Source organism: Endozoicomonas sp. ALB091 (assembly GCF_049310265.1).
Lineage (GTDB): Bacteria > Pseudomonadota > Gammaproteobacteria > Pseudomonadales > Endozoicomonadaceae > Endozoicomonas.
Genome location: NZ_JBLYNQ010000006.1, coordinates 970,725 through 996,230, shown reverse-complemented (window position 1 = coordinate 996,230; position 25,506 = coordinate 970,725). Strand labels below are relative to the sequence as shown.

Here is a 25,506-nt window from a genome sequence, read left to right as displayed (position 1 = left end):
GGTATGTTTCCACAAATTGACAGCTATGAGCTAAAAACAAAACCATTTAAGTATTTTTTTGGAACTTCAAGTTCTCGTAAAGAAAATATTTTATCATGGATAGAATGGTTTGAAGATAGTGCACCATGGGAGCTTGTAGAGACAGATTTTTATGAACAGTATGAATTTAGCCTTTTACATACAGACTTACCTGAAAAAATATCCCATCTTTCAAGTGATGAAACACTTGCCCAACTGACCAATACTATCGAAAGCATATTTAAAGTGAAGCTTTCAGATAAAGTCGATGTTATCGCTCACAAGCTAGTAGCCGGGCAAACAATCCGCGTCCATAATGATTTTATTGACAAAGAAGGAAGAGAAACTCATAGAATTCTTTTTCAATTAAACAGAAACTACACTAAACACAGTGGTGGTCTTTTGATATTTTTTGAAGACCCAGAAAATGATAAATGGTCTGATATAATAGAACCAATATCCGCCTCGGTTCAGGGCTTTGAGATTTCGAAAAATTCACATCATGCTGTTAGCACTGTTCATGATGGTGAAAGATATACAATTGTCTATTCCTTTAGAGAAACATCTCCAAAAGAAATCATTTAATCCTCTCTTCACGGATTTGATACCTAATAAAAGGCGCATAAACGAATAAGGATAGATTGCGCCCGGCCGCAATCTTATCCTGTTGTAAGCGTTTAAACAGGGGGCAGACTCCAATGGCATTGACTTAAGGCCTCAGCCCTTGATAATTCAAGGCTTACTCGGAAAGAAGCGACTATAAAAAGTCACAAGCCTAAATATTTCCCTTCCGAGCAAGCCATGAACAAGTGTAGCCAAGAGTTTCTGTCCCTTGCAGATGAATGCCTTCACCAATTTGCACAGACTGAAAGTGATGAATTTTCATCAATCCTTACCTCTGATGGCCTTAACTCTTTTCAGAATTGTTACCCCGGCTGCAGGGAAAGCGATTTTCCACCCATCAAAACATTAACCTTGTTCATGCGGCAGGTGGCCAGTGACACCAAATCATGTCGCCACACCCTCATTGATGAAGCGAGAGAGCAGGTCGTCAGGGGCAACAAGAAGAAAGTGCCCAACACTGACACCAGCGCATATTGCAAAGCGAGGCAACGGTTGAGTGAAGCATCCCTAGGAGGTTTGTTGCGCATATCTGGCAATAGTCTTGATCACGCCTCACCAGAATCATGGCTATGGCATCAACGTCGTGTACTGCTTACTGATGGTTCAACATTGTTGATGCCTGACACCGAGAAAAATCAGAAAGAATATCCTCAGCCTGGCACACAAAAAAAGGGCTTGGTTTCCCGAACATAGGACAGCATATTGTTGGAAATCGGCCCGGTCGGTCGGAGCCAAGGGCCGTTAAGAAGCGGCCAAAACCCCATAAAAGGCTCCAGCATTAAAGGTCGCAGGCACGCAGACTCAAGAAATACCAAGGGAAGTGAGCTTAAGTCAGTGCCATTGGTACCCGGGCCTCTTTCCACTCAGCGTATTGATAACGCTCTGCAGGTAAAGGCTTGAGTGCCGGTTTGTCCAGCTCCTCAAACAGTGAACGACGACTACCTTGTATTTTCTGGAACGGTTTGTTATTCAGCTCATCCAGCAGGCTGCGAATCGCTTTGTTCAGTGCCGACAGGGTAAAGAATGTCTGGTTACGCAGGCTGGCCAGTATCCAGCGTTCGACCACCTGTACGGCAGATTCAACCTTGGCCTTATCCTGAGGTTTCCTGACCCGGGCGGGAACAACGGCTACCTGATAATGCTCAGCCAGATCCTGATAGGTGGGGTTGATCACCGGTTCATACCGATGGGGCTGTTTTACGCCTGATTTCAAATTATCAGGGACCAGTATGCAGGGAGTGCCTCCAAAATAGTCAAAGGCACGTACATGAGAGCCGACCCAGTCCGGAAGCGATTGGCTCCAGGTGGCTTCAGCATAGGTGTAGTTGGAAGCTCCCAGTGTGGCGACAAAAATCTGTGTTTGTCGTACTTCACCAGTGTACTGGTCAACGACAGGCATCGTTTGACCTGCATAGTCAATAAAGAGTTTATCTCCGGCTATATGGTTTTGCCGCATGACCACATCCACCTGGTTCTTCCATGAGCGATATTGGTCACTGAACCAGCTGTACTGATAACCATCCGGATGACAGGCTTTGTACTCCTGCCAAAGTCGATCAGGGTCATACCGGGATGCCGCAGTTCCTGATGAATTTGGCTTCAGTCAGGCTGAGCCTGCTTGTTCCTGCCTGATGATGGTTTGACGGGGAACAATTGCTGCTCCAGCGTATGCTCATCAATGGAGTCAGGCAGTGGCCAGGTCAGAAACCGAAAGCCGGGCCAGATAATCTTTAACGGTTGAGCGGGAGATATTGCAGCTTTGGGCGATCTTTCGCTCACTGAGGTTGTGCTCAAATTTGAGCCTGAAAACTTCACGAATTTTGCGCATGGGCAGTCTCTTCATGATGCAATCCCGTCATCCTTGAAAGGGTCTCAAGAACGAGGGTAACGGTTATTGAAAAAGACTGCGTCGCTGGCTGGAAAAGGGTGGCCGGATGTTACCGGAATAGGTGGCCGAATGTTTCCGGAATCAGTGGCCGGATGTTACCGGAATGGGTGGCCGAATGCCTCCGGAATACCCACAACGGAGCAATCCGCTGTGATCGCAGTGCAGAAGACCGAAAATTGCTCCTGCATTTTCGGCATACGGGCTATCCATAGCCCTATCAGCAGACGGCATAGTAGGTGGTCTCCGGCCACTGAAGGCCAGAACAAATCTTGGAAAGTAATCATCGGGGAAGTGATTTCGGATGGCATCTGTTAAACAACTGTCGTTGTCTCGGGATAAAACAGAGGGTGAACCGGAAACGGGAGACCCGATTAAACCGCTCTTCACTGTAAAAAAGCATCTTTTGTTCATCTTTGATGGTGCGGGTACTGGACAGGAATAATCTGGTACGTGCACTGAAACAGGTTCAACGTAATAAACGAGCCACAGGTATTGATGGCATGACCGTTGATGAACTTCCAGACTTCCTGAAACAACACTGGCCAAAGATTCGGCAGTAACTGGCAGAAGGAGCCTGCCAATCCAGGCCCGTGCTGCGGGTGGAAATCCCAAAACCGGATGGCCGCAAACGCAAGCTGGGTATTCCTACCGTACTTGACCGACTGATACAGCAGGCTGTTGCCCATATTATGCAGGAAGAGTGGGACAGCAAATTCCATAACAACAGTTACGGTTTTCGCCCTCACCGGAATGCACATCGAGCCATACGTCACGCACAATCAGTCATACGAGACGGAAACAGCTGGGTGGTGGGCGGCGACCTTGAGGCATTCTTTGATAATGTCAATCATGATTTATTGATGACACAACTCAAAGCTCACCATAAGGATGCCACTCTGCTTCGGTTAATCAACCGTTATCTGAAAACGGGTGTTTGCATTAATGGAACAAAGCAAGCCAGTGTGAAAGGTGTACCACAAGGTGGCCCTTTGTTGCCTGTTCTTTCAAACATAGTGCTGAATAATCTGGACTGGGAACTGGAAAAGCGGAACCTTCGGTTTGCTCGTTATGCCGATGACAGCGTAATTTTCGTCAGAAGCAAAACAGTGGGTGAGCGCGTGATGAAAAGCCTGCAACGTTATCTTGGAGAATCACTGCGACTCACAGTGAATACCCAGGAAAGCGCAGCAGGCCGACCTTGGGAGCGCAGATTCCTTGGATTTACGTTCAGTCGACGGGTGTTAAAAGTAAAAGTCAGTGATAAAGCGTTGACCACACTGAAAACGACCGTTAAACAACTGAGCCGTCGAACGAGAGGCCATTCAATCATCCGGATTATTGCAGAGCTTAGAAAATCCCTGCTTGGTTGGGCTGGTTTTTGCTCCTGCAAAACCAGGCTTCCCATCGTCCGTGGTGGTCAAAGCGTATTTCGACATTGCCGAAATACTGAGTCCTCTGCGAGATTTGGACAAATGGATTCGACGACGATTACGGTGTTATATCCTGAAGCAATGGGGCAGCAAAGGCTACCGAATGTTGAGGCTTCTGGGAGTAAGTCGTTTCCTTGCGTGGAATACGGCAAAATCAGCTCATGGACCTATGCGGTTGAGTGGTAGTCGGCACTAACTCAAGCATTGCCGAATAGATATTTCAAGAACCTCGGGCTGCCAGAATTGGCGGCAAGATGAATACAGAGTAGATTTGAAACGCCGTGCTACGTGATCCGTATGGCCGGTGTTGTGGGAGGAGCAGAGTTGTGAGACTCTGCACTATCCCGATTGCTCTTGTACATGGTTTCAATTAGTTTGACAGGTTGTGGTGCCTTCGCACTCCGTTCGTCCTGAGCCTGTCGAAGGGCGGAAACTTAGATCGTGCCAAGCACCCTTCGACTCCGCTCAGGGTGAACGGAGATTGTACGCCTCAAACCCATTGAAATGGTTTACCAGACGGGAGCTATTCCCAGACATCCTCCTGGTGGATTAAAGAATGATGTTCTTAATATCATCATCCTTGCGATCCAGATAGTGTGTGGACTGGATGCGGCGGATGGTTCGGGATTTACCGCGAACCACCAGGGTTTCGGTAGTGGCGATATTGCCGGTGCGCATAATGCCCTGGAGCAAATCACCCTTGGTAATGCCGGTGGCTGAAAAGACGACGTTATCGGAACTGGCCATATCATCCAGGCGCAGTACTTTACCCGGCTCTACTCCCATTTCCCGGCAGCGTTCCGCTTCCAGTCGGCCTGCTTCAATGTTTTCCGGCGTTTCCCCCTTGGCTTTGTCACGGGTTACCAGACGGCCGTGCATATCACCACCCAGTGCCCGGATAACGGCTGCAGAAACTACGCCTTCCGGTGCTCCGCCCACGCAGTACATCAGGTCAACTTCGCTGTCGGGAATGCAGGTAAGAATGGAAGCAGCAACATCCCCGTCGGGAATGGCAAAGACGCGAACACCCATGCTCTGCATCATGGCAATGGCGGCATCATGGCGTGGTTTGGCGAGGGTGATGACCACCAGACTCTCGACGGGTTTGTGCAGGGCGCGGGCGACATTACGGATATTCTCACGCAGCCCCAGATTCAGGTCGATCACGCCTTTGGCGCCCGGTCCACAGACCAGCTTCTCCATATACATGTCCGGCGCTTTCAAAAAGGAGCCTTTTTCACCGGCAGCCAGAACGGCGATGGCGTTATTCTGGCCCATGGCCGTCATGCGTGTGCCTTCAATCGGGTCGACAGCAATATCAATGCTTTCACCATTGCCGGTGCCGACTTTTTCACCAATATACAGCATGGGTGCTTCGTCGATTTCTCCTTCACCGATCACAATCTCACCGTGCATATCGACTTTATTCAGCATGGTGCGCATGGCTTCGACGGCAGCACCGTCAGCGGCATTTTTATCGCCTCGTCCCAGCCATTTATAACCTGCCAGGGCGGCGGCTTCGGTGACCCGTGAAAATTCGATTGCCAGTTCGCGTTTCATTGAGTTTTAAACTTTGAAGGTGTGTGGGGTGGCGACTTTAGCATATCTGGTAATGCTCTGGCAGCGCTTATCACTTGTTCGGGGAAGTGATTGCCGGATAAGGGGTATTTATTAAAGAATATATAAATCATTAGGTTATCTGTTTTTTCTGGCTTTCCTGCGTTAACTTTTTTGCCCGTAAATTATCTTCCCTGTCTTTGGTTAGCCCTCCTTAAAACAGTAAGAATCCCCTGTTAAACACGCTTCTGTGCCAGAGTATGGGATATTTCTCGCTTTATATGGCTGAATCCCCTACTTGACGTTGCTTTTGTCGATCCGTAGAATTTCTGCGCTTTATTTTGCCCGTGGTTCGCTTCTTGTGAGTTAGTCGTGGACCGGGTCGTATAAGCCGGTTTCTGCCGGCTTTTGCTGTTTAAAGCAGGAGTCTGGACTGCTCTTTCCTCTGACGGTTCAGACTCAACACTTAGAAACGGTTCTCGAATAGAGATTGGAGTTTGCTGAATGGCAACAATTAACCAGCTGGTGCGCAAGCCCCGGAAGCGTAAGGTTAGAAAGACGGACGTGCCTGCGCTGCAGGCCTGTCCTCAGCGTCGCGGGGTTTGTACCCGTGTTTATACTACTACCCCTAAAAAGCCTAACTCTGCGCTGCGTAAAGTATGTCGTGTGCGTTTGACCAACGGCTTTGAAGTGACTTCCTACATCGGTGGTGAAGGTCACAACCTGCAAGAGCACAGTGTTGTTCTGATCCGTGGCGGTCGTGTAAAGGACTTGCCAGGTGTTCGTTACCACACCGTTCGCGGTAGCCTGGATACCCAGGGTGTTAACGACCGTAAGAAGGGCCGTTCCAAGTACGGTACCAAGAGACCTAAGGGCTAGAAACTAGTTGCAAGAGACTAGTGTCAAGCCGGGTAAAAATTTTTTTAATATCAGGTTGATGAGAGTAAGGCCAGGTCACTGCTTTTTTGTATCGAAAAAGTCATTGATTGATCCTGGATTACCTGAAGACCGACGTAGAGGGCTTATCAATGCCAAGAAGACGCGTAGTCGCTAAGCGCGACGTGCTGCCAGATCCTAAGTTTGGCAACAAAACACTCACTAAATTCATCAACCACGTGATGGTCAGCGGTAAGAAATCTGTCGCTGAAAAGATCGTATATGGTGCCCTGGACATCGTTCTGGAGCGTACCAATAAGGAGCCTCTGGAGCTGTTCGAAAAAGCTCTGGAAACCATCGCTCCTATGGTAGAGGTTAAGTCTCGCCGTGTTGGTGGTGCCACTTACCAGGTACCCGTTGAAGTTCGCCCTGCCCGTCGTACTGCCCTGGCCATGCGCTGGCTGGTAGACGCTGCGCGCAAGCGTGGTGAAAAGTCCATGAAACTCCGCCTGGCTGGAGAGCTGCTGGACGCTGCCGAAAGCAAGGGTGCTGCCGTTAAGAAGCGTGAAGACGTGCATCGTATGGCTGAAGCCAACAAGGCATTCTCCCACTACCGTTTCTAAGTATCAGAGGATTGAGTCGTGGCCCGTAAAACCCCGATCAACCGCTATCGCAACATTGGTATCTGTGCCCATGTTGACGCGGGTAAGACAACGACCACAGAACGTGTTTTGTTTTACACCGGTCTGAGCCATAAAATCGGTGAAGTTCATGATGGCGCTGCCACCATGGACTGGATGGAGCAGGAGCAGGAGCGTGGTATCACCATTACCTCTGCTGCTACTACCTGTTTCTGGCGTGGTATGGATGCTCAATTTGACGAGCACCGTATCAATATCATCGACACTCCAGGACACGTTGACTTTACCATCGAGGTAGAGCGTTCCCTGCGTGTACTCGACGGTGCTGTCGTCGTACTGTGTGGTTCTTCCGGTGTTCAGCCTCAGACTGAAACCGTCTGGCGTCAGGCTGACAAGTACGAAGTTCCCCGTATGGTCTTCGTCAACAAGATGGACCGCACCGGTGCTGATTTCGAAATGGTGATCAGCCAGCTGCGTGACCGTCTGAATGCCAACGCTGTACCCATGCAGATGACCATCGGTGCCGAAGACGAGTTCAAGGGCGTGGTTGACCTCGTTAAGATGAAATCCATCATCTGGAGCGAAGAAGACCAGGGTATGAGCTTCACTTACGAAGACATTCCTGCCGACATGGAAGCGCTGTGCGCAGAAATGCGTGAGTACATGGTCGAAGCTGCTGCTGAAGCCACTGAAGAACTGATGGAAAAATACCTGGAAGAGGGTGATCTGTCAGAAGAAGAGATCAAGGCCGGTATCCGTGCCCGTACTCTGGCCAATGAAATCATCCCGGTGTTTGGCGGCTCTGCCTTCAAGAACAAGGGTGTACAGGCTGTTCTGGACGCCGTTATCGAGCTGATGCCTTCGCCAAAAGAAGTGAAGGCAATCGAAGGTATCCTGGACGACGCAGAAGGTACGGTTGCTACCCGTGAAGCGGATGACAACGCGCCTTTTTCCGCTCTGGCGTTCAAGATTGCCACCGACCCGTTCGTGGGTACTCTGACCTTCGTTCGTAACTACTCCGGCGTTCTGAACTCTGGTGACACGGTATACAACCCGGTTAAGCACAAGAAAGAGCGTGTTGGCCGAATGGTACAGATGCACGCTAACAACCGTGAAGAGCTGAAAGAGTGCGTCGCTGGTGACATTGTAGCGCTGATCGGCATGAAAGATGTCACTACTGGTGACACTCTGTGTGCCATGGACAGCATTATCACTCTGGAACGTATGGAGTTCCCGGAGCCGGTAATCTCTGTTGCGGTTGAGCCCAAAACCAAGGCTGACCAGGAAAAAATGGGTATCGCTCTGGGCAAACTGGCCCAGGAAGATCCATCTTTCCGCGTACACACTGACGAAGAGAGTGGCCAGACCATTATCTCCGGTATGGGTGAGCTGCACCTGGACATCATCGTTGACCGTATGCGTCGCGAGTTCAAGGTAGAAGCGAACATTGGTAAGCCACAGGTTGCCTACCGTGAGAAGCTGAAAGGCTCTGTTGACGCTAACCACAAGTTTGCCAAGCAGTCTGGTGGTCGCGGTCAGTACGGTCACGTTGTTGTTGAGTTCTCGCCTGCTTCCGACGGTGAAGAAGGTCTGGAATTCATCAACGAAATCGTGGGTGGTGTGATTCCGAAGGAATACATCCCGGCTATCCAGAAAGGTATCGAAGAACAGATGAAGAACGGCGTTATCGCCGGCTACCCGCTGCTGGGTCTGAAAGCTCGTCTGTACGATGGTTCATTCCACGATGTTGACTCTAACGAAATGGCGTTTAAAATCGCTGCTTCGCAGGCTCTGAAGAAATACGCGCCTCAGGCCAAGCCTGTCCTGATGGAGCCTATGATGAAGGTCGAGGTGGTAACACCAGAAGACTACATGGGTGACGTTATGGGCGACCTGAACCGTCGTCGCGGTATTGTTCAGGGGATGGAAGATACACCTTCTGGCAAGGTGATTAATGCTCAGGTGCCGCTGGGTGAAATGTTCGGCTACGCTACCGATCTGCGTTCAGCAACTCAGGGGCGTGCAACATACTCCATGGAATTCCATGAGTATGCCGAAGCGCCCGCCAGCATTGCTGAAGCGGTCATCAAAAACCAGGGTTGATATTAACTAAGGGGTTCTGACCGTCGGCTTCCCGGGAATAACCGTTTTTTTTATGTTTTTTTAACATGAGAAATTCTTTCCGGTGACAATGGCTGTTAGAATGCCCTGCTTGATATTGCTACCCTCGAACTATCTATAGCTAAAGGTTAAGAGACATGGCTAAGGAAAAATTTGAACGCTCGAAGCCGCACGTAAACGTCGGCACCATCGGTCACGTTGACCACGGTAAAACCACTCTGACTGCAGCGCTGACTCGTGTATGTGCTGAAATCTGGGGCGGCACCATGCGTGCATTCGACCAGATCGACAACGCTCCAGAAGAGCGTGAGCGTGGTATCACCATCTCTACTGCACACGTAGAGTACGACTCTCCAAACCGTCACTACGCGCACGTAGACTGCCCAGGACACGCTGACTATGTTAAGAACATGATCACCGGTGCTGCCCAGATGGACGGCGCTATTCTGGTATGTTCCGCTGCCGATGGCCCCATGCCACAGACTCGTGAGCACATCCTGCTGTCTCGTCAGGTAGGTGTACCCTACATCGTGGTATTCCTGAACAAAGCCGACATGGTTGACGACGAAGAGCTGCTGGAACTGGTCGAGATGGAAGTTCGTGAACTTCTGGACACCTACGACTTCCCGGGTGACGACACGCCAATCATCATCGGTTCTGCCCTGATGGCCCTGAACGGCGAAGACACCAACGAAATGGGTACTTCTGCTGTACGTAAGCTGGTAGAAACTCTGGACGAGTACATCCCAGAGCCAGAGCGTGCGATCGATCAGCCATTCCTGATGCCGATCGAAGACGTATTCTCCATTGCTGGCCGTGGTACCGTAGTAACTGGCCGTGTTGAGCGTGGTATCATCAACGTTGGTAACGAAGTAGAAATCATTGGTATCAAAGAGACGACCAAGACTACCGTTACTGGTGTTGAAATGTTCCGTAAGCTGCTGGACGAAGGTCGTGCAGGCGAGAACATCGGTGCCCTGCTGCGTGGTACCAAGCGTGAAGACGTTGAGCGTGGTCAGTGTCTGATTAAGCCAGGAACCGTTACTCCGCACACCAAGTTCGAAGCTGAAGTGTACATCCTGTCCAAAGAAGAAGGCGGTCGTCACACGCCATTCTTCAAGGGCTACCGTCCACAGTTCTACTTCCGTACTACTGACGTAACCGGTGCTGTAGAACTGAACGAAGGCGTTGAAATGGTCATGCCTGGTGACAACATCAACTTCGTTGCTACCCTGATCAACCCGGTAGCGATGGAAGAAGGTCTGCGCTTCGCGATCCGTGAAGGTGGCCGTACTGTTGGTGCTGGCGTTGTTGCCAAAATCATGGAGTAATACATTTTCTAACGAAAATGTATTCCCAAACCCCATAGAAACCCCGGCTTAGGCCGGGGTTTCTCGTTTTGGGTAGGGAAAAATATGTGTTGCCAGAAGTTCAAAGGGCAGGAAAGAAGCTGCTCGCCCAGGACTTAACCGGGAATTAAACACGAATCAATTTAAGCGGTTCCAGCTTCAATTTGCCGACAATCGGTGGAGCAACGTCATCATACAGTTCTTCCAGTTCCCGCTGTTCATTAGCGAGCAGTGCTTTCTGTTTTGCGGCCCGGCCAAGCCAATCTTTGGTTTTACTGATTTCTTGCTCCAGTTCCTCAATTTTGAACGCGTAAAACTCATACCAATCTCTCAGGTGTTCGCGCTGTTTAGATTCAAACCATGTCTCTTTTTTAGCGCCAGGATTCAACTTTGCAATCTCCTTTCTGGCACGCTCTTCGGCCTTAATCTCTGCGTTTCCTCTGTCACAATTTCTTAACGTTCTGGCCAGCTTTGCATCAATAAGCTTGGTTTGCAGTACGCACAGAGACTCCTCCATTCGTTGATATTTTTTTAAAAACCTCTCTTCTGGTGACGTAAAGGCGGTCATTTCGGCTAATTTTTCACGGGTATCCACCGATGCTGCCACGGTTGACGTCAACAGGCGAGAAATTCCCTGGGAGAGCAGCCAGCCAATACCAAAAGCCCCAAAAATTACGATTGTGGCGATAAGATCAATAATAATCAGTCCGAGAAAATTGACTGAAGATCTAAGACTCTCATGGGAACCTAAATAATCTATAAACCCTTTCAGGATTATTGCCCCGGTTAGTATGTCCAACAATTTAGTGGACACGGTGAAAACCCGACTACGTATGGTTTCCACCCGGGCACTCCGATCAGTCTCTGGATTATTGAAATCAGACATTGTTTTAAAGCTTTTCGAAAAGATTTTAATCGCCAGGGCAAGCTTTTTTATTTTGCCGGGTGGTTGCCTGAACTCCGGATCATTAATGGTAATATCAGCCTTAAATGGTGAATGCATCTGGTCAATGGCTGTTTGTTTTGGTGACGAAGTTGCCGTTAGCTTAAGTTTTTCGGATGCTTTAAGTCCTGGTGATTGCTCGGTTAAAGAGACTGCCCTGTGAGAGAGTGACTGATCTGGCCTTGTATGGCTGTTGGACTCGACAGCTTTATCGTCCCTTGGCTGCTCTGTCGCTTTTTTTGCTTGAGTTGAGGGGTTCGCAGATGCCGATAATGTCGCCGGACCAGTTGTGTTAATCATGGGACACTCCTTGTCTTAATTGCTGGTATTTAGAGATCGCCTGCAAATTCTGGCAGGGAATTGATAAAACATTTCCGTCTGTTTCTCATCAATTGAAAATATTAAATGATTTTTTATTCAATAAAGCACTAACCAGCTGGTAAGCATAGCTAACCCCTGGCTGTAGAATGAAATGTTTAAGGTTCTTCTGAAAGGTGCTATGCCCATCCTGTCCAGAGAAGCGGTCTTCACAGCGATTTTTAAAAGGCTAACGTCTACAACCGTACACGCTGCCCATTACCTTCGAATTACATAGGAGCCCGGTGAGCCGGGTTTTCGTCAGCAACCACAGCATTCAGTTTTTGTAGTTCCTGTTCATTACAGAGCCGTTCTTTCTGTTTTGCTGCCCTGTTAAGCCAATCTTCGGTTTTACGGATTTCCTCCTTTAGTTCCTCACTACTGAACTGATAGAACTCAGCCCACTCTCTCAGGTAATAACGCTGTAAAGAATCATACCATTTATCCTTGGCAGCGCCTGGATTCAAAGCTTGAGTATCAAGTTTGGCCTGCTCTCTGGCTTCACGCTCTGCTTCACTGGATTGACAATGTCTTAAAGTACTGGACAGCTCAGCATCAATAAGCTTGGTTTTCAATACGGTGAGAGACTCCTGCGTTCTTTGATATTTGTTTAAAAATCTCTCTTCTGGTGATGTAAAGCCGGTCATCTCGGCTAATTTTTCACGGGTATCCACCGACGCTGCCACGGTTGAGGTCACCAGGCGAGAGATTCCCTGAGAGAGCAGCCAGCCAATACCAAAAGTCCCAAACATTACGGTTATGGCGATAGCCGCAACAAGAAAATCCAGGAGTATAGTGTCTGACTCTCCACGTTGACGACAAGAACCCATAAAGTCTATAAACCCTTTTAAGATGATTGCCCCGGTCAGTATGTCTAACACTGCAGCGGTTCCGGTGAAAACCCGGTTACGTATTTTTTCTACCCGTGCACTCCTGTCAGTCTCTGGATTATTGAAACAAGACATTGTTTTAAAGCTTTTAGAAAAGATTTTAATCGCCAGGGCCAGCTTTTTTATTTTTCCGGGTGGCCGCTTAAATTCCGGATTATCAATGGTAATCTCATCAGCTATAAGCGGCTGCATCTGGTGAAATGCAGTTGTTTGCCCGGGCAGAGGTTCCATCAATAACCTGAGGTTCTCGGGCTCCCGGGGCTCAGGATGATTGATCGGCGATATGGCCCTGTGGTGGATTGGTTGCCCCTGGTTTTCGGAACTTTTTGTAACAGGTTTATCGTTACCATGCGGATCGGTCAAATCCACAGTTAGGGGTATCGCAAATTCAGATGCGGCTATGCAAGTCATTGGACAATCCTTGTGTTAATTATTTGTATTAAAATGGCTCGTGCAAGTTTTGCTACGAACTCAATAGAGCTTTACCAACGGGGTCATTGTTAAAAAACGTTGCAATTTAACCATTTTGTTTTCCACAAATAACTAACCAGTCGGTTAGTAATGCTAATGCCTGGCTTTTTGCGGTTGGCTTTATAATTAAGGTCACTCAATTATTAAGATGCTTTTTTAATTTTCTTATGAAAAATGCGAAACGAGAGCACCCTGCACGGGGTGGTTGTTCAGGGCGTACAAGATTAAGCCTTTTCGGGGTGGTTGGGACTTAATGTCTACCCTGAGAAGGTGCTATTGGTAAATACCAAAAATTACTGGATTGATTAGTTGTTGTCAGTATGGGAACTAAATTCTGAAATTTTACTCTAAAGGGGAAGCTTTTATAACAGTGTGTTAAGGGATGTCCTTAATTAATAATGTGATAAGGAATTTTAATGGAAACTACAAGTCGACCTTTTAGCATCCTATGTTGCTGCACTGATTTTAAAGAATGCCCAAATCCCCCCGGCAGTTCCGAGCGAAATGAATGCAGAAGCGCAGGATACCGGAAAATACAGATTACAGAATACGTCAATAATCTTAGTATCGGTGAACGTTACAGTGAACGGTACGATAAACGTTACGGTGAACTTTACGGTGAACGTATCAGTAAACGTTACGTTGAACGTAACAGTAAACGTTTCGGTAAACGTATCAGTAAACATAGCCTCGACATGAACCCAGAGGAAAATAATCATCATCATGTTCCTCATATTCGGGTACCCAGCGATTTACATGATGAATTTATTTTAAGACAAAGCACCAGAGAAGTTAAGAATCTGCAACGTTTTCATGAGGCTGTCAATTTGAATACAGGGTTTTGGGGTGTTGAACCAAAAAGAAAACAAAAAATAATAGAAGAACTGTTGAAAGAATATCGTAGTTCTTACTGGGTGAATATGGCAATCATGTATGGCTACCTTGATGTACTTAAGTATTTTATCAACAAAGGAGAAGAAATTGATAAAGTTGGCTCCTCCTCCCATATTTGGAAAGCCGTTTCTTATGGACAATTAGAAATCGTGGCATATCTGATTGATCTCGGACTCAAAGACAAAGACAAGTCTTTCTTCATCTTTGGTGAAGGAACTGAAAATGAGGGACTTATCCACGATGCAGTTCTATCATCAAATATGGATGAGGATACAGCCTGCAGAATGATCGAGTTTCTTCTGAGTAAGGGAGAAGATCCTGATGGTTGTGATGTGGTTACTCCTCTCAATAGGGCAGTGGAGTTAAATAAATTACGCATAGCCAGACTTTTGAGGAATAGAAGTAACCTTAAGAGATATGGCTTATTGTCCGTGAGTGAGAAAAAAGAGTTTGACTGTTTAATTGAATTGCAAAACGCAATTGAAACCAAAAAGGAATCAGGCATCAAATCACTATGTAAGAAATTAAGTTTAGACTCTGCTACAGCGATGCAAATGGCATCCAGGCACGGATTCCTTGAAGTTCTCAATTATTTTGTTGGTCAAGGAATAAAAGTTTGCATAAAATCTTTCGAGGCTCCTATCTGGTCAGCGGTTTCTCATGGACACTTTGATATTGTGAAATATCTGACTGACCCAAAGCTCAACGAAAAGAAAAAAAAATATTACAAACCTGTTCAGAAAAGCGGTATCGATGCACTTATTAATGCTGCAGTTCAATCAAGATGGATGGATGAGCAGGCAGCCTGTAGGATAATCCTTCTTCTCTTGCATAGAGGGCAGCCTATCAATGGCCATGGCAAATGCACCCCTCTGGACCAGGCAGAGGAGCTTAATAAAACAGTGATTGTTGATTTTTTAAAGAAAGAAGGCGGTCTTAATATACAGCAGCCTGAAGGAAAAATTTGTGACGATATGCCTGCACCGCCTCATGATGATCCTGCTGAGCCTGAGGGAGCTTGTGGCTATTCTCCAATACCGTCAGCCCCTCCTGCTGATCCTGAGAGAGAATATGGCTATTTCCCAACACCATCATCTCCTCCTGCTGATCCTGAGGGAGATGGCTATTTTTCAATGCCGTCAGCTCCTCCTGCGTATGGTTCTTTAGAGTATTGGTTAAGCCCTCCGGGTACACAGACTTTTGATGAACCACCTCCAAGTTATGAGGAGTCAATGAAAACGGAAAAGAACCCCAATTAAAAATTGTCTCGTTCCCAGGCTGGAGAGGTTGTCGCAAAAGACAGATTAAAAAGACTTTCGCGACAGCCTCTGCGGTGTGGGAACGAGTAACTCTCTGTGCTCATTATTCTTAAGTAGCTGGCCATATGGAATCATATATTTCTGGCTACTTGGGCAGGTGCTATGCGAGGCACAACGGAGGGAGCATAGCCGTAGCTATGTGACCGGAGTTGTAACGAAGCAGAGTGCCTGAACAAGGAGTCAGAAATATATGATTTCATATGGTTAGCTACTTAACGCTTGATGGCAATGGTAAGCCCATCGGAAACAGGCAATATCATCATATCCACACGATCATCGTCGTGAATTTTCCGGTTTAATGCTTTCAGGGCAGCAGTGTCATCATCACTTGCTTCTGCATCTGCTACTCTCCCGCTCCACAGCACGTTATCGATAAGAATCAGCCCACCAGGGCGAATAAGCTGCAGGCATTGTTCGTAATAAACGTCATACCCCGTTTTATCCGCATCAATAAAAGCCATATCAAACTGATTCAGTTCACCATTTCTGATCAGTTGATTCAGGGTTTCAGACGCCGGAGCCAGGTGAAGTTTGATCCGCTCAGAGACACCGGCTTTTTCCCAGAAGGGTTTGGCTATGTCGGTATACTCACTGCTGATATCACAGGCAATCAGCTCCCCATCATCGGGCAGTGCCAGGGCAACAGAGAGCGCACTGTAACCGGTGAAAACACCAATTTCGATGGTTCTGCGGGCATTGGATAGTTTGGCCAGCATGGCCATAAGCTGCCCTTGCTCGGCAGAGATTTGCATCATTCGGTAGGGATGGTGGCTGGTCAATTCTCTGAGCTCTTTTAATGCCGGGTGCTCACGCAGACCAACGTTATAAATATATTGATAGAGCGTATCATTGAGTTGCAGGGTTTCAGTGGACATTGGTGGGGACTCCGTTTAATTCCTGAGAAAAAATAAATCAAAGATATGGTTGTTATTACTGACTATTAAGTCAGGAATGAAGCCTGAAAATGAGTGGTTTTTATTCATTGTCATCATTCTTCTGCAGCAATCGCTTACTCTTCACAATCATATAACATTTTATTCGTTGATACCTTTAATGTGCTATGTAAAAATTTTAAGCTCAGGTCAGCTTAAAAATGTCAAAATAACTATTTTTAGAAGTGGTTTTATATCCAGACAAAACAAGAGAGGCGGCCCCTGATTATGGCAACATTACTGTTTTACAATGAGCCGACATTTCTCAACCGGGAAGTGCATAAGACCCTTAAGTTCAAGGCATCTGACGACTACTCTTTCACCGAAGAGGTAAACTCTGTACCACTGACCGGTATCGAGTTTTTTGAAGCCAGCCGTGATATGCCAGTGCTCTTCAGTAAGGATGAGCAGGGCAACTTTTTCCCCCTTGCCCTGCTTTCGCTGATGGATGCAGGGCATAAGCACCTGGGTGAGGCGGGCAGCTGGAGTGACAGCTATATTCCTGCTTTTATCCGCCGTTATCCTTTCGCCCTGACCGATGAAGGCTCTGTTTGCTTTGATCAGAAAGCCAGTCAGTTTGCTGGTGAAGAAGGTGAAGCACTTTTCAGTGATGACGGTGAAAATACAGAAACCCTGAATAACATTATTCAATTTCTTAATAACTATGATCAGCAGTATAAGAATACCCTTGATTATTGTCATGAATTAAAAGCGCTTGATCTGTTATCTCCGTTCAATCTCCAAATTCTCTTGGAGAAGGATAAGCCCCTAAGGCTCGAAGGGTTATTAGTTATTGATGAGAAAAAACTGAATTCCATTCCCGAAGAAAAAGTGAAAAGCTGGTTTGATTCCGGTTGGCTGGCGTGGACCTATGCACACTTACACTCTCTGGGTGCATTAAACCGTCTTGTTAAACGACAGAAAACACAACTGTAATATCCATGACCTCTTTGTGATTTTAACATTGAAAGGGACTTCAATAGTGAAAAAACTCCTGCAGATGGCCGTGTTGGCATTAAGTCAATTAGTTTTAGTATTTGCTGTAAGCGTCAGTGCGCATCCTGAAAAGACGAGTAACTATTCAGGAATAAAAATTGTTGGTGGTGATGAGCTTTCTCCATTTTCCCGTCCTTATATGGCGTCATTAAGAGTATTGAGAGAGGTGCATTTTTGTGGCGGGGCCTACATTGGTGGCAAGTATGTCCTGACGGCTGCCCATTGCGTCGAAGACATTCAGGATTATGCCGAATTTATTTCCGTCTGGTTGGGGGGGCATAAACTCAGTGAGCCGGGTGCTGGCCGTTTCTACCGGGTGGCAAGGCTTTATATACATCCAGACTATAACGAAGAAACCATCGATAGCGATATTGCCATTATTGAATTAGAGCAGGACGTTGAGGGTATTGAACCTGTTCGTCTGATTTCTGAAGAACACTTTGCAGACATTAATAAAGGTTCAGTATTTGAGGTGATGGGCTGGGGAACCCTGGGGTATGAGAAGGGACAACCAGACACGCTACATGTGGTTCAGGTGCCCTATGTGGAGAGAGAGCTTTGCAACTCCGGGCAACATTATGACGGAGCGATTACCAAAAATATGCTGTGTGCTGGTTTTGATGAAGGAGGCAAAGACTCCTGTCAGGGCGATAGTGGTGGTCCCATGGTTTATAACCACCAGGGTACCTGGTACCAGCTGGGTGTCGTAAGTTGGGGCTACGGCTGCGCTGAGCCGGGTTACCCGGGAGTCTATACCAACATCGTTGAACTGTTGGGTTGGGTAAGGCAGACAGTGCCTGATATTTGATTCAGTACTCCTCACGTTGAAGCACAGAAAGTCAGTGGTTTAGGAACAGATTAACAAGAATAATTAGCGGCAGCTCACGCTCAGTAAGCTGCCAAAACCACCTGATTATTTACTATTCCAAACCTTCTCAGCATAGTCAGCAATAGACCGGTCCGAAGAGAATCGACCCAGTCGTGCGGTATTCAGCACTGCTTTGCGCCACCAGAGCCTTGGCTTACGGAAAGTGTCGGACACTTTCTGCTGAGCTTCACGATAGCTGTCAAAGTCAGCCAGAGCCATAAACTGGTCACGATGCATCAGATCTTCCGCAACGGGTTTCAGCAGGTCGGGCTTGTGCTGGCAGAAGGAACCATTCATCAGGGCGTCAATGGCCCGCTTCAGTACCGGATTACTCTCATAATAAGGGTATGGGTTGTAACCCTGCTGCTGCAGTTCGGCAATCTCATCGACGGTTTTTCCGAAGATAAAGATGTTCTCATCGCCCACCGCTTCGGCAATTTCCACGTTGGCTCCGTCCAGTGTCCCAATGGTCAGTGCACCATTCAGGCCCAGCTTCATATTGCCGGTACCGGAGGCTTCAAAACCGGCAGTGGAGATCTGCTCGGAAAGATCGGCGGCAGGAATGATCTGTTCCGCCAGGGTGACGCGATAATCCGGCAGGAATACCACTTTCAGGCGGTCATCCAAACGACGATCGTTGTTAATAACCTGGGCGACCTTGTTGATGGCCAGAATAATCTGTTTGGCCATTACATAACCTGGTGCAGCTTTAGCGCCAAAAATAAATACCCGTGGGGTATGTTCGGCATCCGGGTTATCGAGCATTTCGTGGTACAGGCTGATGATGTGCAACAGGTTTAACTGCTGACGCTTGTACTCGTGCAGTCGCTTAATCTGAACATCGAACAACGCATTGGGGTTAACATTGACCTTGCACTCTTTTTCAATCAACCGCGCCAGTCGCTCCTTGTTTTTGAAACGGACATTGGCAAAGGCATCGAGAAAATCGGGAGATTCCGACAGTGGTGTCAGTTTTTCCAGCTGGTCCAGGTCAGTACGCCACTCTTTGCCGATATTTCGATCCAGCAGTCGTGCCAGGCCCGGGTTACAGTGAGCCAGCCAGCGTCTTGGGGTAACACCGTTGGTGACGTTGACCAGCTTGCCGGGATACAGGGCGTCAAACTCGGGGAACAGATTGGCTTTAACCAGACCACTGTGCAGCGCGGCAACACCATTGACCCGGTGACTGCCAATCACCGACAGGTTAGCCATGCGGATCATGCGATCACCGTTGTCCAGCTCTTCGAAGATGCTGACTTTCTTGATGATCTCTACATTGTCGCCCCATTGTTCTTTAGCCTCTCCGTTCAGGAAGACGTAGTTGATCATTTCAATGATCTGCAAGTGTCTTGGAAGCACACGGTCCAGCAGGGAGGCAGACCATTTCTCCAGGGCTTCTGGCAACAGGGTGTGATTGGTGTAGTGGCACATTTCCTGAGTGATGGCCCAGGCCTGATTCCAGACCATGCCTTCTTCATCCATCAGCAGGCGCATCAATTCCGGAATGGCAATAGCCGGGTGGGTGTCGTTCAATTGCAGTGCGTAGTGTTTTGCCAGACTGCTTAATGGCAGGCCACGCTGCTTATGCTGGCGGATAATGTCTTTGAGGGAGCAGGCCGTGAAGAAGTACTGCTGGATCAGTCGCAGATCTTTACCCTGAGGCGTTGAGTCTTCAGGGTACAAGACACCGGAAATGGTATCACCATCCACCAGGTTACGGCAGGCTTCCAGATATTCACCCTGGTTGTATTTATCCAGATCAATAGGATAGGCACCCACCAGGCTTTCCCAGAGACGGAGGCGGTTTACATAGTTTCCGCCAAAGGATGGAATGGTGATGTCCCAGGGCACACCGAAAAGCTTCTTGCCAGGCACCCAGTGGTTATTGCCATCGTTGTCCATTTCCATATGACCGAACAGGCCAATCTCCACGGTCTCGGATGGACGACAGGTTTCCCACGGGCTGCCAAATTCACGCCAGACATCCGGCTTCTCTTTCTGGTAACCATCCACAAAAATCTGACGAAACAGACCATAGCGGTAGTTGATGCCGTACCCGGTGGCTGGAATATGCTGGTTGGCCAGAGAATCCATAAAACAGGCGGCCAGACGACCCAGACCACCGTTGCCCAGGGACATGTCCCGCTCCTGATCCAGAACATCAGAAATGCGTACGCCGTGGGATTGCAGCAGGGTGGCTGCGGTTTCGTAAAGTCCAAGGTTCATCAGGGCGTCACCCAGCAGGCGTCCCATCAGAAATTCCATGGAGAGGTAGCAGACATGTCGTTGCGGCTTTGTCTCTTTGGTGACGCCCAGGCTACTTTCCTGAAGCTGGTCCAGATTAATGTCACGGAGTACCAGAGAGAGGGCCTGCCACCAGTCGCGATGTGTGGCTTGCTTCGGGGTAGTGCCCAGTTCACGACGCAGGTTTTTTTCAAGCTCTGTGGTAAATGCTTTCTGATCCATGTGATGCGTATCACTCTTGTTGTGCTATCAGGTTGGCTTTTTCGCTGATGATCTGTTTCAGCGGCTTTGCAAAAGAATCCTAGTGTAATGGAAAAAGATGGTTTGTTGTTTTGTAAACGCTTTCAGTCTTTGTGCTGATTGAAATGTTTTAAAAGATAGGATTGCACACCACCAACCATGTGTTGTTATTTAATAAGTAAACATCAATGTGTCAAAGTGAAAAACAGGCGTCAAGTAAATTAATTTCACCTTTTGCGCATTGTTGTAAACCTCTGAAAACGATTACAACTATTTTGAATAGAAAATAAAAATGCTTTAAATCAATGCATTGAAGCTACTCAAAGCGATAATGGCGGGCGGCGCATGACCTGTGTCGTTATACAACTTTGGGGAAACAGCCACTAATATTTTGCATCTCTTTCCCATCCTCTTTTCAGCAATGTAATGTGACCAATCGGAGGACCCAATGACGAAGCCAAAAGCATTGGCTGTGGCCATCTCTGCGCTTTCTGCCTTGCTGGTGACTGGCTGTGCCAGTCAGTCACCTGATACAGCGTCTAAGGCCAGCACCAGCCTGACACCGGCTTATGACTGCAGCGCCAGCACCCGGGCAAAAGCCAACGATCTGAGAATTTATCAGATTATGGTCGAAAGCTTTGTGGATGGAGAAAAGGGAACCGGTCACGGCACCGGCTACGGTACCAGTCATCACCAGGGGGATTTGCAGGGTATAATTGATTCGCTGGACTACATCCAGTCACTGGGTATGAATGCCATCTGGATGACACCAGTCTTCAACTCGGAACCCGTTGCAGGCCAATCACACTGGGATGACCGGCTGGATGCCACTGGCTATTTTGCGACGGATTATTTTGCCATTGACCCACGCTTCGGGACCCTGGAGCAGGCAAAAGAACTGGTGGAAAGAGCCCATGCCAAAGGGCTGTATGTATTTTTTGATGGTGTATTCGGCCATCATAAGCAGTCCGGTGTCGTGCCATCGCCATCTGGTTTGCTGCCATCTGGCAGTCACAATCCTGTTGACTATCCCGAGAGCCTGCCATTTTACCGGGAGGTAGCAACCTGGTGGGTGAGGGAACTGAAAATAGACGGCTGGCGTCTGGATCAGGCCTATCAGGTGCCCACCGAAGCCTGGACAGAAATTCGCAAAGCCGTGGATGAAGCTTCTCAGTCAGTGACTTACCAGAACCACAAGGGTGAAACTGTCAATCCATTGGGCTATATGGTGGCGGAGATCTGGAAAGAAGAAAACACCATTCAGAGGGTCGGCTACGGTACCGGGGAGAATCCGGCGTTGTGTTCTGCATTTGACTTCCCCATGCGTTATCGCCTGGTGGAAACCTTTGCAGTGAATGAAAACGGTATGGGTGGTAAAGGCGGAGACTGGTTGGACGAAGGCATGAGCCTGCACTCACTCTATCCGAACCATGCGCAACCTAACCTGATGCTGGGTAATCACGATGTAGTGCGCTTTGGTGACCTTCTGCAGCGTGGCGGCATTGCCAATCCGGACGATGCACAATACTGGTTGCGGCATAAAGCGGCCCTGTCATTTATGGCTGCCTACACGGGCCCCATCACCTTGTATTACGGCGATGAAATTGGTGATGAAACGCCAGACTTTGCTGAAAAGCAGCCGGATAATAACTGCGCCATTCGTGGTATGTGTGATGACCACTCGGGACGTACCAGTGCCAAAATTGATGGGATAACCGCTGTGTTGAATGCACAGCAGCGTGATCTTAAAGCCTATGTATCGTCATTGATGACGTTGCGGGATAAACACCCGGCGTTGTCTGAAGGTGAACGCATTAACATCCGTGCAGAGAAAGAGGTCTACGTCGATCACAAGCAAAGTGGCGATGATGCCCTGCTTTATATGGTCAGCACCGACAGCGCTTTCCAAATGGTCACTTTGACAACGGCAGAAGCCGGTTCCGAAGGGAGGCTGGTGGATCTGCTCACGGGAGAGGTGTTTTTCCCGAAAAACAATGAATATTCCATTCGCATGAAAGGCTTTGAATCACGATTCCTGCGCATTGCCAGGCCTGTTGCAGCCGGACCAAAGGTCAACAAACGAGATGCCAGCTCGATGACCGGCGAAGGATTCCTGGCCCAGTGCAATAACCCAACAGTGAATGAAGCAGGCCCGGCACAAGATACTCTGTTTGTAGTGGGCAGCTTTCCGGACTCTAACTGGATGCACAAGCCAGCCCGGGCTTTTCAGTATAAAGGCAACGGCGTGTATCAAACCGTCACCAATGAGCGCAAAGGCAGCTATCGCTTCCAGTACGCCACAGCCAGCTGGAGCCCGCAATACACGGCTGCTGATCTGTCACAAAAGCCGGGGCAGGCAACTGCCGGGAAAAACGGTGGGTATGGTACCGATACCTCGGTGATGATACCGGAGGCGGGACGCTATGTATGGAGCTTAACGTTCAAAGACAGTGGTGAGATTGATCAGGTGATGGTTTCCCGCTGTGCGGAGTAATTGTGTAGATTAACCGGTCGGCAACCCATCTTCGGAGTTGCCGGCCTGCCTGTTAATTCATCTCTTTAAGCATGATCAGGCTGTGCGGCTGAACTTCATAGCTGCACTGATCAACAGACGGTTCGTGAATAAAAGAAGACTCTTTGTCAGTATTCACCACAACCGTCCGGTGTTTGAATTGACCGGTTTCAGGAATCAATACTCTGCCTACATGTTTGCCAGCGTTCAGGATGACCCAGATAGCACCTTTTTCAGCATCATTCGGGTCATGAATTTTAACCGTCAGGGTGTAACAGTGGCGCTCACTGAAATAAAGAGGGTCAACGACGTCACCCTTCGGGGAATGTAACTGGTATTCTATGTGGCCCAGACCATCGGTCAACAGTGGTTCATTGCGACGAAAATGCATCATTTGTCGGGTAAAATCGTGCATTTGTGCACCGTCAGAGTCGGTGTTGTGCAGCCAGTCCCAGTGTAGCCAGGCGATGGGGGAGTCCTGACAATAGGCATTATTATTACCATCCTGAGAGTTGCTGAACTCATCGCCAGCTAACAGCATGGGTGAGCCTTTGGCCAGCATTAACATGCCCACCAGATTCTTCCGGCTGCGCAGGCGGGCTTTATTGATGTCCGGGTTGTCAGTGACGCCTTCTTCACCGTGATTCCAGGAGTAATTGTGCTCGTCACCATCCCGCCCGTCTTCACCATTGGCCAGATTGTGGCGCTGATTGTAAGAAACCAGATCCATCAAGTTAAAGCCATCGTGACTGCAGATATAGTTGACGGTGGCAAGATAACTTTGTTCGCTGAACAGGTCTTCTGAACCAGAAAAACGCCAGGCCATTTCAGTTTGTACCCCTTTGCTGCCTTTCCAGAACTTCCGGCAAGTATCGCGGTAACGGTCATTCCAGGACTGCCAGTCAGAGGGGAAGTCGGTCATATGATAACCATCCGGCCCAATATCCCAGGGCTCGGCAATCATTTTTACCTGGCTCAGAATCGGGTCCTGGCTCACGGCATAAAAGAAAGGCGCATCTTTACTGTAATTACGGTGCTGACGAGCCATGGTGGGGGCCAGGTCAAAACGGAAACCGTCGATCTGATACTCCACTACCCAGTGACGCAGTGCGTCCATAGTCAGGCGCAGAGTCTGGTGGCTGTCGAAGTTGATGGTGTTGCCGCAACCACTGTAATTCTCCGAGGAAATTCCACCGTCGTGTTTGTTCATATGGTAGTAGTCGGTTTCAGCCAGACCGCGCATGCTCAGGAATGGACCACCATGGCCACCTTCGCAGGTATGGTTGAACACCACATCCATAATCACTTCAATGCCGGTGCGGTGCAGCTCCCGTACCATGGTTTTCATTTCAATCACCGGGTCGGAAATGGCATAAGGTGTGTGCGGTGCCATCATGCACAGCGGGTTGTAACCCCAGTAATTGGATAACCCAAGGTGAGTTAGTCGCTCTTCACTGGTACTGTAGGTAACCGGCAGCAGTTCAACGGCAGTAATGCCAAGGTTTTTCAGATATTCAATGGTAATGGGGTGGCACATGCCCAGATAGGTACCACGAATATTCTCCGGAATATCCGGGTGGGTTTTGGTGAATCCCTTGAGGTGGGTTTCGTAATAAATGCTCTGCTGGTCCGGAGTGTGTGGATGGGTTACGCCTTGCCAGTCAAAGGTGGCATCACGCACAACACTGCGGGGCATTTTGGTGGCGCTGTCCTGCTCGTTGAATAGCCATTGATCATTGTCGTCTGAAATATAGTCAAAAATGTCCTGGCACCATTGCACATCGCCACTGATTTCCCGGGCATAGGGATCCATCAGCAGTTTGTTCTTGTTAAAGCGGGGCGTGGTATTGGGTGACCAGTAACCGTCTGCCCGGAATCCATAGTGCTGACCTTCGATAATACCTTCAATATAAAGGTGCCAGACGCCCTCAGCGGAAGGAAACATTTTCAGTTGTTCTTCATTTCCCCGTGCATCAAATAACGATAAAAACAGTTGTTCTGCTTTAGGGGCGTACACAGAAAAGTTAACCCCTGTCGCCTGATTACCCGGTACTGCCACAAGATCGGCATTAACCAAAGTGGCACCCTGTGGGAAGGTTTTTCCGGGAGAGGGGCAATAGGTCTGGGTGGCAGACGGTGTATCCATAGCGTGTGAAGCTCTATATAGCGTGATCAGAAAAAACGGCGTGTATTATTAGTTTTCAGGAACAAACAGAAAAGCACGCCGGTTATGTAAACGATTACAGACTTTTATAAAGAATTGACTTAATTAAAAACATGTTGAACAGAAAATCTGTATAAAGGACTCTCCTCAGGGATCGGCTCCTGAAGGAGTC

The 25,506-nt window shown here is 48.3% G+C and carries 19 protein-coding genes and 1 pseudogene; 12 read left to right on the top strand and 8 right to left on the bottom strand.

Translation table 11 applies throughout. The annotated features are described in order from the left end of the window. The first annotated feature begins 3 nt into the window (after positions 1-3). Both yhhC and ACO6UX_RS11295 read left to right on the top strand, forming a co-directional pair. Positions 4-603 (top strand): cyclophane-containing peptide 2OG-Fe(II) oxygenase YhhC, encoded by a 600-nt coding sequence (gene yhhC / locus ACO6UX_RS11300; RefSeq protein ID WP_422447592.1) that lies wholly within the window; start codon positions 4-6, stop codon positions 601-603. 216 nt (positions 604-819) lie between these two features. Continuing rightward, positions 820-1,335: a hypothetical protein gene (locus ACO6UX_RS11295; RefSeq protein WP_422447590.1), complete on the top strand. Its 516-nt coding sequence runs from the start codon at positions 820-822 to the stop codon at positions 1,333-1,335. Between the two features lie 133 nt (positions 1,336-1,468). On the opposite strand, the gene istA is transcribed toward ACO6UX_RS11295, so the two are convergent. Next, positions 1,469-2,245 (bottom strand): IS21 family transposase, encoded by a 777-nt coding sequence (gene istA, locus ACO6UX_RS11290; RefSeq protein ID WP_422447941.1) that lies wholly within the window; start codon positions 2,243-2,245, stop codon positions 1,469-1,471. An 81-nt stretch (positions 2,246-2,326) separates the two neighbouring features. Further along, positions 2,327-2,485 carry a sigma factor-like helix-turn-helix DNA-binding protein gene (locus ACO6UX_RS11285; RefSeq protein ID WP_422447588.1) on the bottom strand — a complete coding sequence of 53 codons (159 nt, stop codon included), beginning with the start codon at positions 2,483-2,485 and terminating at the stop codon, positions 2,327-2,329. 635 nt (positions 2,486-3,120) lie between these two features. Here ACO6UX_RS11285 and ACO6UX_RS11280 point away from each other — a divergent pair. Continuing rightward, positions 3,121-3,747, top strand: a pseudogene (locus ACO6UX_RS11280) (reverse transcriptase domain-containing protein); the annotation flags it as partial. 193 nt (positions 3,748-3,940) lie between these two features. Beyond that, the gene (locus ACO6UX_RS11275) at positions 3,941-4,156 is read left to right on the top strand and encodes a group II intron maturase-specific domain-containing protein (protein WP_422447939.1); all 216 of its coding nucleotides are present in this window, start codon (positions 3,941-3,943) and stop codon (positions 4,154-4,156) included. 353 nt (positions 4,157-4,509) lie between these two features. Here the strand turns inward: ACO6UX_RS11275 and glpX are convergent, their stop codons facing one another. Continuing rightward, on the bottom strand, positions 4,510-5,520 hold the full coding sequence (glpX, locus tag ACO6UX_RS11270) for a class II fructose-bisphosphatase (protein ID WP_422447586.1): 1,011 nt from the start codon (positions 5,518-5,520) through the stop codon (positions 4,510-4,512). Between the two features lie 501 nt (positions 5,521-6,021). Between glpX and rpsL the strand changes: the two genes are divergently transcribed. From rpsL to tuf, 4 genes are all read left to right on the top strand, one after another. Then, the gene (rpsL, locus tag ACO6UX_RS11265; protein ID WP_101748082.1) at positions 6,022-6,396 is read left to right on the top strand and encodes a 30S ribosomal protein S12; all 375 of its coding nucleotides are present in this window, start codon (positions 6,022-6,024) and stop codon (positions 6,394-6,396) included. 149 nt (positions 6,397-6,545) lie between these two features. Then, positions 6,546-7,016: a 30S ribosomal protein S7 gene (gene rpsG / locus ACO6UX_RS11260; RefSeq protein ID WP_101748087.1), complete on the top strand. Its 471-nt coding sequence runs from the start codon at positions 6,546-6,548 to the stop codon at positions 7,014-7,016. A gap of 18 nt (positions 7,017-7,034) precedes the next feature. Further along, positions 7,035-9,137, top strand: a complete 2,103-nt coding sequence (gene fusA / locus ACO6UX_RS11255; protein WP_422447584.1) for an elongation factor G — start codon at positions 7,035-7,037, stop codon at positions 9,135-9,137. Between the two features lie 155 nt (positions 9,138-9,292). Beyond that, positions 9,293-10,486 (top strand): elongation factor Tu, encoded by a 1,194-nt coding sequence (tuf, locus tag ACO6UX_RS11250; RefSeq protein ID WP_257294232.1) that lies wholly within the window; start codon positions 9,293-9,295, stop codon positions 10,484-10,486. A gap of 145 nt (positions 10,487-10,631) precedes the next feature. Here tuf and ACO6UX_RS11245 read toward each other — a convergent pair whose 3' ends face one another. Together ACO6UX_RS11245 and ACO6UX_RS11240 are read right to left on the bottom strand one after the other, a co-directional pair. Further along, positions 10,632-11,747 (bottom strand): hypothetical protein, encoded by a 1,116-nt coding sequence (locus ACO6UX_RS11245; protein ID WP_422447582.1) that lies wholly within the window; start codon positions 11,745-11,747, stop codon positions 10,632-10,634. 287 nt (positions 11,748-12,034) lie between these two features. Then, on the bottom strand, positions 12,035-12,886 hold the full coding sequence (locus tag ACO6UX_RS11240) for a hypothetical protein (RefSeq protein WP_422447580.1): 852 nt from the start codon (positions 12,884-12,886) through the stop codon (positions 12,035-12,037). A gap of 695 nt (positions 12,887-13,581) precedes the next feature. Between ACO6UX_RS11240 and ACO6UX_RS11235 the strand changes: the two genes are divergently transcribed. Then, on the top strand, positions 13,582-15,318 hold the full coding sequence (locus ACO6UX_RS11235) for a hypothetical protein (protein WP_422447578.1): 1,737 nt from the start codon (positions 13,582-13,584) through the stop codon (positions 15,316-15,318). Between the two features lie 272 nt (positions 15,319-15,590). On the opposite strand, the gene ACO6UX_RS11230 is transcribed toward ACO6UX_RS11235, so the two are convergent. Continuing rightward, entirely contained in the window at positions 15,591-16,253 is a 663-nt protein-coding gene (locus ACO6UX_RS11230) for a class I SAM-dependent methyltransferase (RefSeq protein ID WP_422447576.1), read from the bottom strand. A 285-nt stretch (positions 16,254-16,538) separates the two neighbouring features. Between ACO6UX_RS11230 and ACO6UX_RS11225 the strand changes: the two genes are divergently transcribed. Together ACO6UX_RS11225 and ACO6UX_RS11220 are read left to right on the top strand one after the other, a co-directional pair. Continuing rightward, positions 16,539-17,246, top strand: coding sequence for a SapC family protein (locus ACO6UX_RS11225; protein ID WP_422447574.1), 708 nt, complete (start codon positions 16,539-16,541; stop codon positions 17,244-17,246). A gap of 46 nt (positions 17,247-17,292) precedes the next feature. Further along, positions 17,293-18,114 carry a serine protease gene (locus ACO6UX_RS11220; protein ID WP_422447572.1) on the top strand — a complete coding sequence of 274 codons (822 nt, stop codon included), beginning with the start codon at positions 17,293-17,295 and terminating at the stop codon, positions 18,112-18,114. A gap of 105 nt (positions 18,115-18,219) precedes the next feature. On the opposite strand, the gene ACO6UX_RS11215 is transcribed toward ACO6UX_RS11220, so the two are convergent. Next, positions 18,220-20,640: a glycogen/starch/alpha-glucan phosphorylase gene (locus ACO6UX_RS11215; RefSeq protein ID WP_422447570.1), complete on the bottom strand. Its 2,421-nt coding sequence runs from the start codon at positions 20,638-20,640 to the stop codon at positions 18,220-18,222. Between the two features lie 466 nt (positions 20,641-21,106). Between ACO6UX_RS11215 and ACO6UX_RS11210 the strand changes: the two genes are divergently transcribed. Then, the gene (locus ACO6UX_RS11210) at positions 21,107-23,152 is read left to right on the top strand and encodes an alpha-amylase family glycosyl hydrolase (protein ID WP_422447568.1); all 2,046 of its coding nucleotides are present in this window, start codon (positions 21,107-21,109) and stop codon (positions 23,150-23,152) included. A gap of 52 nt (positions 23,153-23,204) precedes the next feature. Here the strand turns inward: ACO6UX_RS11210 and glgX are convergent, their stop codons facing one another. Beyond that, on the bottom strand, positions 23,205-25,316 hold the full coding sequence (gene glgX, locus ACO6UX_RS11205) for a glycogen debranching protein GlgX (protein WP_422447566.1): 2,112 nt from the start codon (positions 25,314-25,316) through the stop codon (positions 23,205-23,207). Positions 25,317-25,506 lie beyond the last annotated feature (190 nt).

What these genes read in the sequence shown, in the direction of transcription:
- ACO6UX_RS11240 (WP_422447580.1), bottom strand. Translation starts at nt 12,886, where the DNA reads ATGCAGCCGCTTATAGCTGATGAGATTACCATTGATAATCCGGAATTT.
- yhhC (WP_422447592.1), top strand. Translation starts at nt 4, where the DNA reads ATGTTTCCACAAATTGACAGCTATGAGCTAAAAACAAAACCATTTAAG.
- ACO6UX_RS11225 (WP_422447574.1), top strand. Translation starts at nt 16,539, where the DNA reads ATGGCAACATTACTGTTTTACAATGAGCCGACATTTCTCAACCGGGAA.
- ACO6UX_RS11210 (WP_422447568.1), top strand. Translation starts at nt 21,107, where the DNA reads ATGACGAAGCCAAAAGCATTGGCTGTGGCCATCTCTGCGCTTTCTGCC.
- glpX (WP_422447586.1), bottom strand. Translation starts at nt 5,520, where the DNA reads ATGAAACGCGAACTGGCAATCGAATTTTCACGGGTCACCGAAGCCGCC.
- ACO6UX_RS11215 (WP_422447570.1), bottom strand. Translation starts at nt 20,640, where the DNA reads ATGGATCAGAAAGCATTTACCACAGAGCTTGAAAAAAACCTGCGTCGT.
- rpsG (WP_101748087.1), top strand. Translation starts at nt 6,546, where the DNA reads ATGCCAAGAAGACGCGTAGTCGCTAAGCGCGACGTGCTGCCAGATCCT.
- ACO6UX_RS11245 (WP_422447582.1), bottom strand. Translation starts at nt 11,747, where the DNA reads ATGATTAACACAACTGGTCCGGCGACATTATCGGCATCTGCGAACCCC.
- tuf (WP_257294232.1), top strand. Translation starts at nt 9,293, where the DNA reads ATGGCTAAGGAAAAATTTGAACGCTCGAAGCCGCACGTAAACGTCGGC.
- ACO6UX_RS11285 (WP_422447588.1), bottom strand. Translation starts at nt 2,485, where the DNA reads ATGAAGAGACTGCCCATGCGCAAAATTCGTGAAGTTTTCAGGCTCAAA.
- glgX (WP_422447566.1), bottom strand. Translation starts at nt 25,316, where the DNA reads ATGGATACACCGTCTGCCACCCAGACCTATTGCCCCTCTCCCGGAAAA.
- ACO6UX_RS11230 (WP_422447576.1), bottom strand. Translation starts at nt 16,253, where the DNA reads ATGTCCACTGAAACCCTGCAACTCAATGATACGCTCTATCAATATATT.
- ACO6UX_RS11295 (WP_422447590.1), top strand. Translation starts at nt 820, where the DNA reads ATGAACAAGTGTAGCCAAGAGTTTCTGTCCCTTGCAGATGAATGCCTT.
- rpsL (WP_101748082.1), top strand. Translation starts at nt 6,022, where the DNA reads ATGGCAACAATTAACCAGCTGGTGCGCAAGCCCCGGAAGCGTAAGGTT.
- ACO6UX_RS11235 (WP_422447578.1), top strand. Translation starts at nt 13,582, where the DNA reads ATGGAAACTACAAGTCGACCTTTTAGCATCCTATGTTGCTGCACTGAT.